This is a genomic window from Blautia ammoniilytica (assembly GCF_025566965.1).
In the GTDB taxonomy this organism is placed as follows: Bacteria; Bacillota; Clostridia; order Lachnospirales; family Lachnospiraceae; genus Blautia_A; species Blautia_A ammoniilytica.
In genome coordinates this window covers 34,890-45,870 of record NZ_JAOQJL010000032.1, presented here as the reverse complement: position 1 = coordinate 45,870, position 10,981 = coordinate 34,890, and the positions used below count along the sequence as shown (strand labels likewise).

Here is a 10,981-nt window from a genome sequence, read left to right as displayed (position 1 = left end):
CGGATCTTCGGTACAGCGAAAGAACAGCATGGATTTCGATATACACAGTATGTAGGAAAAGCACGGATGGAAATGAAAGCCGGGCTTACTTTTGCATGCATGAATTTGAAAAAAATGGCAAAGATTCTGGAAAAACGAGGTTGGAACACAGCCAGATTTTTGTTGATTTTGAAGAAAATAAAAAGAAAAGAAGTTTTAAAAGAAAAATGGTGCTGGGCATAACACCCAACACCAAGTTTGTCTACAGTCTGTAAGCCCGTAAGGGCTTAGTAAGTAAATGATGTTGCGATTGGCGAACCTATTCGATGAGTCTTTAGACTCCAGTGCCGGTAACAGACCCTTATAGGGTCAAAGCAAACCACCGGCTAAGCCCAACATCATAAACTTAAGGAAAAAATGGAAAGGAATCTGTTCGCAGGTTCCTTTCATTGTGTTAAAATATAGGCAGGGTGTATATGATTAAATCTTATAAAACAAGATTTTAAAAGTTTTCTGCATTATTATATGATCCGGAAATTGCAAAATATGCGAGACAGAATGGAAACCATGCTTTTTCGAGAAAGCGAAAAATGCCCCTAAAAGACATGTTGCTATGCTGTCTTTCAAAAAAGGGGCTTACCACGACATTTGAACTTAGAAACTATTTCAAAGAAAAAGGAGACTTGTCTATGCAGTTATCTGTCCAGGGATATCTACAACAGAGAAAACGTCTAAATCCGGAAATTTTTCCCTATCTGAACTGTAAATATCTTATGGATTTTTATCGTTCTGACGAACCCAGACTGTGGAAAGGATATTTGCTAATCGCGATTGACGGGAGCAAGGCGAAAGTTCCAAACTCAAAGGATAACAGGGAAGCATTTGGAAACAGCGGCAACCAGCATTCCGGGAAAGGGCAGGTACGGGCACTGGTAAGCGGAATGTATGATGTTTTGAATCATTTTTACCTGGATATTGAAATTGAACATATTTGCATCAGTGAAAACGAACTGGCAAAAAGAAACTTAAAACAATTAAAAAAAATTGGAATCAGGAAGCCGGTTGTCGCAGTTTTTGACCGCGGTTATCCTTCCTTAGAGTTTATTGACTTTCTGGAAACAAGACATAAAAATCACCCTTTTTATCATCCACCGTTGGATCTCAATTTTGGAAAGAAGATGACTATCTTAAATCCCTTTCCCCATTGGGATGTTGCTTCCAGGTAAAGGTTTAAATCATCAGCCATCTTCTTAACCAGATAAAGCCCCATACCAGTAGCCTTCTTTCTGCTGTCAGTAGAATCCCCGGTAAAGCCCTTTTGAAAAATATACGGCAGATCATATTTTTTTACACCGATGCCGTTATCCTCAACTGAAAGGACATCTGCGGTCTCTGAATGTATCATAGAGATCGTTAGCATGGGACTATCGCTGCTATATTTTATGGCATTGCTCACGATCTGTCCCAACATAAACTGAAGCCCTCTACGGTCTGTATAGACTGTTTCAGATTGCAGTTTATTGAGAATTACAAACTGTTTTTCTTCCAGAAGTGGAGCATAGTCCTCCAGAACTTCCCCCAAGCAGTCATTCAAATTGATATCCTCAAACTGATAATCCTTTGTACTGCTCTTTAACCGGGCATAGTATAACATTCGAGTGACATCCTCCTGAAGCTGACTGCGGACATAATCCAGCTTTGCTTGCAGGGGAGGAGATATTTCGTCGCTCCGATTATCCAGGAGCATGGTCAACAACGATAGGGGCGTTTTCGCTTCATGTGCCCAGCTCTCCACATATTCTTCATAGTCCTGTAGGGCATCTGCCATACTGTTACTCTCAGTTTTGTGTTCCTGTAAAACTGATGCCAGAAGCCGGATAGATTCTCCTTCTTCCCGGCTGATGGCACTGAGCAGCCGTTCCTCGTTGTAGATGGTAGGATCGCTGAGAAAATCCCGGAACAGCTCCCGGCGGGTGGTCTCCCGCTTATTTAGTACAAACAGAATCGCTGAAAACAAAAGGAGGCTTGTCAGAACTACTAACTCAATCAAGGTTTGAAATGCCCGAATGTCAGAAATCCAAAGAATGATAGCACAAAAGCAATCCACGCCCAGCAGCAACAGCAGCCAGGGGTAGTACCGTTCTATCATGCGCCAAAATCGTTTCATGGAGATACCTCCGCTTCCAAACGATAGCCCATCCCACGAACAGCAACGATTTGTTGCTTCATCTCAAGAGCGGACATTGTTTTTTTCAGCCGGGTCAGGTTAACCTGCAAGGCATTTTCTTCTATATATTCCGTGGTTCCCCATAGTGCCATGCAAAGCTGCTCCGTCGTGACCAGAGCATCACCGCCGGACAGAAGAGCAACCAACAGTTTTCCCTGATTTTTGGGAAGCACTACAGAGGTATTATGAATATAAAGCGTGTAGGTCTGCTGGTCTAACAGAAAATCTGGCCCCTCTATGAGATTGGTACGGCCTTCATACCTTTTGAGAATATTGGATACCCTGGCAAGTAGCCGGTCTTTTCTGCACGGCTTCGTCAAATATTCATCGGCACCCAACTGGAACGCTTGCAGTTCATCCTTTACCTGATCTCTGGAAGTCAGTACCAGGACGGGGATAGCGGTTTTATTCTTTAGTTCCTGGCAGATTTGAAAGCCACTGATCTCCGGCAAGTTCAAGTCTAAGATCGCAAGGTCAGGGCGGAGGACTGCCAAGAGCCGAGCGGCATCTTCAAACTCGGTAATTGCCTCCACAAGATAGCCGTTCTTTTGGAGCATATCGCAGAGTTCTTCCTGCATATAGACTTCATCTTCCACAACAGCAATTCTTTTCACGACAGCACTCCCTTCCAAATTATTCTTCTCTCTGCGGCTGCATCAGTGTCAGCAAATATCGATCACTGGAGCGCTTGACCACTCTCATATAAATATATTCTATCACGCAAAGCAATAAAATCATAGCAGCAGATACAAGCAGCATTTCAGACACTGTTCCACGGGTTCGGGACGAGAGTATCCCTGTAAATAACGCCCTGACTCCAAACAGACTGCTGACAGCCGCAACCAATACAGGAAGTCCCATAAACCAGGTAATTTGCTTTCCAGCAGACTGGCAAAGGGTTTCGTAAGTAGCTCCCAGGCGGATCAGGGTCTGGTATCTGCGCCCGGTTTTCTGCTGACTCATCAGGAACTGAACACCCACGATGGTGTTGGCAACTACCAGGAAAACAATCGCAAGATAGAGGGTAATATAACTGGATGCTATGGTGTAGAAAAGCTGACGACCCACATTCTGAAGATAGCTTTCATATTCAATGCCAGTTTTGTACAGCGTCTCATTCAAATCCAAATATGTATTCATAAGGTTATTTCCATCCAGAGCCTGCTCACTGAGCACCGCATTGACATAGGTATCATACATTCCCTGGCTATAATATAGGAATGCCTCATCCGGAAGAATCAATGCAAAGGACAAGGTTATAGAACGGTCTGTGACTAAATTCACAGACTGAACCTCTCCTGTAAGATGAATCGGACTACCATCCAGTTCCACCTTGGGATGCCCGGCCAATACTTGGTTCAGTATTGCGGTACGGCTTACCGTAGTAAACTCTGTATCAATATAGACAGCGGCCTCCTTTTCACCTAATTGGAGAGCCGGATTGCCGGACAATTCCAACAAACGATTATAGTCCGATAAACAAATCAAATATGGGTATATGGCATAACCAAGATTGTTCAAAAGGACATCCCGGTCTTCCGACTGGGACAGGCTCCTAAGAGAGTCCATAACAGCGTCCATACTGTAGGCATTATCATAATCTTCTGTGGTGCGAATACTCCCAACCTTCATTTCAAAAAGCTCTGAAAATTGATTTTCCAAACCGTTTTCTTTCAGGGCTGCCTTTATATTCGGAAGAACCTGCGATGAATCTTCTGCAGTATGATCTTCAAAAGTATAATCAATTACATGGCCAGAAGACAGGCTATTCGTTCCTACAATTCCTACGCCCACACCAAAACAACACAGCGCCGCCAGAATCAGCAGGGAGCTGATGGCCATGGAGTTTGACTGATGAATGACATTCTCCTGAATCTGCCGGAAGGTAAATACATGAAGCTGCTTATTTCCTTTTCCTTTCTTAACAATCAAAGCAATCAGCGCACGCATCCCATAGAAAAGCAGCATCGTACCAACTATGCCCAACAGCATAGTCAGTCCCATCATACTTACCTTTGTCCATGCAATTCCCTGAATTGCCATGTAGTAAGCCGCTGCCAACATCACACTTCCACATATAGCAGCCAGTCCATAGATAACAGATGGCATTTGCTTCTTGGTGCGGTTCGTTGGCTGGGATAGCAAAGTACCGATGTCTTGGCGGCTGATTCGTCCACTCAAAATCAGAAGTGCCGTCAGCTTAATTGCCAGAAATCCTGCCAGCGTCCATTCAATCGCAGACCAGGATAAAGAAAACTGATGACCGATGATCCCCATGCCTACCAGCTTGGCAGTGACAAGACTGACAATTTCTGAAAGCACCACAGCCACAGGTAAGCCTATGAGCATGGCAAGAATACTGGTCAGGCAATCTTCCGCCAGAAGCATACCAAACAGTTTACTTCTACGCATCCCCAACATTAGATAAACACCAAACTCATGCCGTCTGCGCTCGAACTGATATTTGCAGGCGAAATAGATTAAAAAGAACAGAATACCGAGGGTCATTCCATAAAACGCAGGAATCAGAAGCAGGAGTTTGTCAACTGCGTCACTCTCCATTTTCTGCAAAAAGAGCATCACATCTTGAGTGGAGATGGATAGGATCATGTAAAAGGCAACAATAGAAATCACCAGGGAGCTGAAAAACAGACCGTTTTCCTTTCGGCTGCGGCGGCTGTTCCGAAGAATGAGATTAGAGAACATTTGCATTGCCCCCTCCCAGTTGCGCCATCACCTTCAGGATGCGCCCGTAGAACTCCTGCTGGCTTTCGTCTCCACGTCGCAGCTCATGAAAGATCACGCCATCCTGGATGAACAGGATGCGCTTACAGAAGCTGGCGGCATTGGAATCATGGGTTACCATCAGGATCGTAGCTTGTTCGTCACGATTCAGGCCGGACAGCTTCTCCATAAGACTTCTTGCGTTCTTAGAATCCAGTGCACCCGTCGGTTCATCGGCAAGGATCATTTGGGGATGTAAGATCAGAGCCCTTGCTGCCGCAACACGCTGACGCTGGCCGCCGGACATCTTGGACGGAAACTTATCCAGAACATCAGTGATTTCCAGATAGTCAGCCAACTGCTTCAGCCGCTGGCTGCTTTCTGTTTCGGATACCCCATGCAAGGAAGTGGGGAGCAGGATGTTTTCCCTGCCAGTCAGGTTGTCCAGCAATTCAAAGTTCTGGAATAGATAACCAACTTTTTTGCCACGGTACTCTGCAAGAGCCTTTCCCTTGAGCGATTGCAGAGTATCGCCCTCCACCTGAATGCTTCCGCCTGTGGGCTGAATCACAGTTGCAATACAGTTGAGAAGCGTGGATTTACCGGAACCACTGCTTCCCATAATACCGAGAAATTCTCCCGACATGACCTGAAAAGTGATTCCGTTCAGGGCTCTCGTCTGGTTTGGCAAAGTCCCATAGACTTTGGTAAGATTTTCAATATTCAAAATTGGTTTCATGTGAATACCTCCCATCCATTTCAAGGTAAATGATAGCACAGAAACACAATAAATAACACTTACAGTCGCTGTAAGGATTCTGTTTCTGTTTTCAGAACAAGAATGACGCATCAAGCGGAATAAGTATATGTTTTGTATGAGCGTCGGGTGGCAATGAAAAAAATATGCCGGACTGCATGGATAGCACCCTCGGCAAGATCATAGTTCATCAGCTTTTGGAGGATTTTCTCCCGGCAGGACTGTTTTATATCTATAAATCGGTCGTGTCGTACAGATTGCAGCCATCCACGCTGAGAAAGTCTTTGATGCGCTTATTAAGCTGCGGCTCGTAGTGGTGCATTGAATCCTCGGCCATTGGTGGAAAAACGGAAAAGGGGATGTGAATGGATTTCTGCAAGCCGTCGGCGTGATCTGGTTACATGAAGATGGATGCTTTTGCAGAAAAATGCCGGAAATATAGATTCTTGATCAGAAGGAGTGCGTGGGATCCTGATGAACTGTGATCATCGGATTGTACTTTATTAAGAGCATGCATAGAATGGATTGACAGAAACGGAATATTCATATATCCTGAGTGTGTTAAATGAATAACAATCATTAAAGTATGTACGCGGAAAACAGAGGGATAGAATAAGAAAGAAAGAGGTACAAAAATGAAAGATTTTGCACAATGGGATGGGTTCAGCGGAAGCCGCTGGAAAGAAAAGATCAATGTTCGTGATTTTATCCGTCACAATTATACCCCGTATGATGGAGATGATTCCTTTCTGGAAGGGCCTACAGAAGCCACAGACAAATTATGGGGAAAATTGCAGGAACTGCAGAAAGCAGAGCGTGCCAATAATGGTGTGCTTGACATGGAAACAAAGGTTGTTACAGGACTTACTGCATATGGACCTGGATACATTGATGAAAGCCTGAAAGATCTTGAGAAGGTAGTAGGACTTCAGACAGACAAGCCTCTGAAGCGTGCATTTATGCCTTACGGCGGAATCAAGATGGCTGAAAAGGCCTGTGAGATGTATGGATACAAGGTTGATCCGCAGATCCATGATATGTTTACAAAATATGAGTTTAAGACACATAATCAGGGTGTGTTTGATATTTACACTCCTGAAATGAAAATGGCCCGCCACAATAAGATCCTTACCGGACTTCCGGATACTTATGGACGCGGACGTATTGTAGGCGATTACAGACGTGTAGCTCTGTACGGAATTGATGCCCTGATCGCAGGGAAAGAGAAAGACTTTGCAGACAGCGATCGTCAGGGAATGCGCCGTTATGACTTCCAGCTGCGTGAGGAGATCGCAGACCAGATCCGTGCCCTGAAGGGAATGAAGGAGATGGCGAAGATCTATGGCTATGATATTTCACAGCCGGCAGCGAACGCACATGAGGCATTCCAGTGGCTGTACTTCGGATATCTGGCAGCCATCAAGACACAGAACGGTGCTGCAATGAGTGTTGGACGTATTTCCACATTCCTTGATATTTATATTGAAAGAGATCTTAAGAAAGGCATCCTGACTGAGAAGGAAGCACAGGAACTGGTTGACCATATGGTTATGAAATTCCGTATGGTGAAATTTGCAAGAATCGAGTCTTACAATCAGCTGTTTTCAGGAGATCCTGTTTGGGCAACTCTGGAAGTAGCAGGTATGGGAGTAGACGGACGCCATATGGTAACTAAGAACGATTACCGTTTCCTGCATACACTTGAGGATATGGGACCGGCTCCGGAGCCTAACCTGACAGTGCTTTATTCTTCCAAGCTGCCTGAGAACTTTAAGAAATATGCTGCAAATATTTCTGTTACAACAAGTTCTATCCAGTACGAGAATGATGACGTAATGCGCCCGGTATGGGGTGATGATTATTCAATCTGCTGCTGTGTATCTGCAACAGAAACTGGTAAGGAAATGCAGTTCTTCGGAGCTCGTGCAAACCTGGCAAAATGTTTGCTGTATGCCATCAACGGTGGTGTGGATGAGAAGACAAAGATGCAGGTAGGACCGGAATATAAGCCAATCACTTCCGAGTATCTGGATTATGATGAGGTCATTGCAAAGTATGACCAGATGATGGACTGGCTGGCACATCTGTATGTAGGAACCCTGAATATGATCCATTACATGCATGATAAATATTACTATGAAGCCGCTGAGATGGCGCTGATCGATACAAAGGTGGACCGTTCTTTTGCAACCGGTATTGCAGGATTCTCCCATGTGGTTGATTCTTTGTCAGCCATTAAATATGCAAAGGTAAAAGCAATTCGTGATGAAGACGGTATCACTACAGATTTCCTGGTTGAGGGAGAGTTCCCACGTTATGGAAATGATGACGATCGTGCGGATGAGATTGCAAGAAACCTGCTTTCCACATTTATGGACAAGCTGAAACATATCCATACCTATCGTGATTCCAAGCCAACCACTTCCATTCTTACCATCACTTCCAATGTGGTTTATGGTAAGGCTACCGGTTCCCTTCCGGATGGAAGAAAAGCAGGCGAGCCACTGGCACCTGGTGCAAACCCGTCTTATGGCGCAGAGCAGAACGGACTTCTTGCTTCTTTGAACTCCGTTGCAAAACTGGAGTATGAGGATGCATTGGATGGAATTTCCAATACACAGACGATTAATCCGGATGCACTTGGACATACTGACAGTGAGCGTACAGATAACCTGGTTCATGTATTGGACGGTTACTTTGATCAGGGTGCACATCATCTGAACGTAAATGTATTTGGAAAAGAAAAACTGATCGATGCTATGGAGCATCCGGAAAAAGAAGAGTATGCAAACTTTACGATCCGTGTTTCCGGTTATGCTGTGAAGTTCATTGATCTGACAAGAGAGCAGCAGCTGGATGTGATTGCCAGAACCTGCCATGAGGTTATGTAATTACAAAGTGCTGTAATTGAAAAAACACGTAATATAAGTCCCGGGCAATGTTTGGTTGCCCGGGATACTGTTAAGTAAAGGAAAAATAATATGTTAAAAGGCTATGTTCATTCTTTGGAAAGTTTTGGATCCGTAGATGGCCCGGGAGTAAGGTATGTGATCTTTCTTTCAGGATGTGCCATGCGCTGTCAATTCTGTCACAATCCGGATACCTGGAATATGAAGGATGGAAAAGAATATACAGCGGATCAGCTTTTGAAAATTGCACTGCGTTATAAATCTTACTGGGGCGAAAAAGGCGGCATCACGGTAAGTGGAGGGGAGCCTCTTTTACAGATGGAGTTCCTTACGGAACTTTTCAAAAAAGCGAAGGAAGCAGGCATTCATACGACTTTGGATACCAGCGGCAATCCATATACTGCAAAAGAACCCTGGCATGCACAGTGGCTGGAACTGATGAAGTATACAGATCTTGTACTTCTGGATATTAAGCAGATTGATGAACAGGAGCACAGGAAGCTTACCGGACAGACAGGAGAGAATATTCTGGCAATGGCCAGGGAACTTTCCGATATGGAAAAGCCTGTATGGATCCGCCATGTGCTGGTACCTGGCGGAAGTGATAAGGATGAGTATCTTTACCGGCTTGCAGATTTTATCCACACACTAAAAAATGTGCAGCGTGTGGAGGTCCTTCCATATCATACATTAGGCACTTTTAAATGGGAAAAGCTGGGCATCCCCTATCCTTTAGAGGGAGTAAAGCCTCCTACACAGGAAAGGATCGACAATGCCAGAAAGATCCTGGGTGCTATATAAAAGGTCAAATAAAGAAAACCCGGAAACAACAGACATGAGCCTTTAAGGGCTGACAGTTTGACCATGCTGCTGTTCATGGGAAATAGATGCTTCTCAAAAAACAATAGACATTTATGCTAAAATAAAGTATAATGTTGCAAGATTGTTTTAGCATTAATGAACAAAAAGTGAGGTGTATCCATGAACGATCAAGTTAAAATGACGCATGACCGCCAGAGAGGAAGTTTTTCCGGAAGGATCGGTTATGTGCTTGCAGTAGCTGGGTCTGCGGTAGGATTGGGCAATATCTGGCGTTTTCCATATCTGGCGGCAAAATATGGCGGAGGGATCTTTCTGCTGATCTATATTCTTCTTACAGCTACCTTTGGTTATGTACTGATCATGTCAGAGACTTCTATTGGAAGGATGACCAGGAAAAGCCCGGTTGGTGCTTTTGAAGCCTTTGGGAAAGGGAAAGCAAATAAAGTAGGCGGCTGGCTGAATGCAGTGATTCCTATGCTGATCGTGCCTTATTACAGCACCATTGGCGGATGGGTAGTGAAGTATCTTGTGGAGTACATCCGCGGAGATGTACAGGTACTTGCACAAGATGGGTATTTCGGTGATTTCATTTCTGATTCATGGCAGGCAGAGTTCTGGTTTATTATTTTTGCAATTCTGATTTTTGCCATTATTCTCGGTGGTGTTGAGAATGGCGTGGAACGTATGTCCAAGATCATGATGCCGGTTCTGGTTGTACTGGCAGTAGTCGTTACTGTTTATTCTGTGACCAGGCCCGGGGCACTGGAAGGCGTGAAGTATTTTCTTATTCCGAATTTCAGCCATTTTTCATGGATGACTGTTGTGGCTGCTATGGGACAGATGTTTTATTCCCTGTCTATTGCAATGGGTATTCTGTACACATATGGTTCCTATACACGTAAAGAAATGGATCTTGAAAAATCCACCACTCAGGTGGAAATTTTTGATACTGCCATTGCTATCCTGGCAGGACTTATGATCATTCCGGCAGTATTTGCATTTTCCGGCGGAGATGCAAGTAATCTACAGGCAGGACCGTCCCTGATGTTTATCACATTGCCAAAGGTTTTTGCCAGCATGGGTATTGGCACAGCTGCAGGTATCCTGTTTTTTGTATTGGTGCTTCTGGCTGCGCTTACCAGTGCCGTTTCCCTGATGGAGACAAGCGTTTCCACATTTATGGATGAACTTCACTGGAGCCGCAGGAAAAGCTGTTTTTTGATGGCTGTGATCATGCTGGTACTTGGTACTGCTTCCTCTATGGGATACGGACTTTTGGATTTCATAAAGATTTTTGGAATGAGCTTCCTTGATTTCTTTGACTTTATGACCAATTCTGTAATGATGCCTCTGGCAGCACTGGCTACCTGTATTCTTGTAACAAAGGTGATCGGTTTTGATAAGATCATTAAGGAGATTGAAAGCTCTTCCGCATTTAAAAGAAAGAAGCTTTATGTTTTCTGCATTAAATACCTTGCACCGGTATGCCTGATCATCATTTTGTTAAGCTCTATTGCAAATGTATTAGGAATTATTTCCATGTAATGATACAGGTAAGGATTG

At 44.2% G+C, this 10,981-nt stretch carries 9 protein-coding genes; 5 read left to right on the top strand and 4 right to left on the bottom strand.

All coding sequences use genetic code 11. The features are described from left to right. Together OCV61_RS14120 and OCV61_RS14115 are read left to right on the top strand one after the other, a co-directional pair. Positions 1 to 222: transposase (locus OCV61_RS14120; protein ID WP_262583054.1), on the top strand; the 222-nt coding region annotated here is incomplete at its 5' end. Positions 223 to 668: 446 nt separating this feature from the next. Beyond that, complete coding sequence (locus OCV61_RS14115; protein WP_262583053.1) at positions 669 to 1,205, top strand: transposase; 537 nt, start codon at positions 669 to 671, stop codon at positions 1,203 to 1,205. Here OCV61_RS14115 and OCV61_RS14110 read toward each other — a convergent pair. Genes OCV61_RS14110 through OCV61_RS14095 form a run of 4 tightly spaced genes read right to left on the bottom strand, consistent with a single transcriptional unit; the run spans position 1,124 to position 5,669 of the window. Then, the gene (locus OCV61_RS14110; RefSeq protein WP_158422341.1) at positions 1,124 to 2,146 is read right to left on the bottom strand and encodes a sensor histidine kinase; all 1,023 of its coding nucleotides are present in this window, start codon (positions 2,144 to 2,146) and stop codon (positions 1,124 to 1,126) included. The two genes, OCV61_RS14115 and OCV61_RS14110, sit on opposite strands and share 82 nt — an antisense overlap. After that, complete coding sequence (locus OCV61_RS14105; protein ID WP_158422340.1) at positions 2,143 to 2,820, bottom strand: response regulator transcription factor; 678 nt, start codon at positions 2,818 to 2,820, stop codon at positions 2,143 to 2,145. The genes OCV61_RS14110 and OCV61_RS14105 overlap by 4 nt, the downstream gene beginning before the upstream one ends. A gap of 19 nt (positions 2,821 to 2,839) precedes the next feature. After that, positions 2,840 to 4,918: an FtsX-like permease family protein gene (locus OCV61_RS14100; RefSeq protein ID WP_330382953.1), complete on the bottom strand. Its 2,079-nt coding sequence runs from the start codon at positions 4,916 to 4,918 to the stop codon at positions 2,840 to 2,842. Next, a complete protein-coding gene (locus tag OCV61_RS14095; RefSeq protein ID WP_158422338.1) occupies positions 4,902 to 5,669 on the bottom strand; it encodes an ABC transporter ATP-binding protein in 768 nt (255 codons plus the stop codon). The genes OCV61_RS14100 and OCV61_RS14095 overlap by 17 nt, the downstream gene beginning before the upstream one ends. 653 nt (positions 5,670 to 6,322) lie before the next feature. On the opposite strand from OCV61_RS14095, the gene pflB reads away from it, so the two are divergent. The 3 genes from pflB (at position 6,323) to OCV61_RS14080 (ending at position 10,963) form a co-directional block, all read left to right on the top strand. After that, a complete protein-coding gene (gene pflB / locus OCV61_RS14090; RefSeq protein ID WP_158422337.1) occupies positions 6,323 to 8,578 on the top strand; it encodes a formate C-acetyltransferase in 2,256 nt (751 codons plus the stop codon). 90 nt (positions 8,579 to 8,668) lie between these two features. After that, a complete protein-coding gene (pflA, locus tag OCV61_RS14085) occupies positions 8,669 to 9,397 on the top strand; it encodes a pyruvate formate-lyase-activating protein (protein WP_158422336.1) in 729 nt (242 codons plus the stop codon). 180 nt (positions 9,398 to 9,577) lie between these two features. Continuing rightward, complete coding sequence (locus OCV61_RS14080) at positions 9,578 to 10,963, top strand: sodium-dependent transporter (protein WP_158422335.1); 1,386 nt, start codon at positions 9,578 to 9,580, stop codon at positions 10,961 to 10,963. The last annotated feature ends 18 nt before the right edge of the window (positions 10,964 to 10,981 follow it).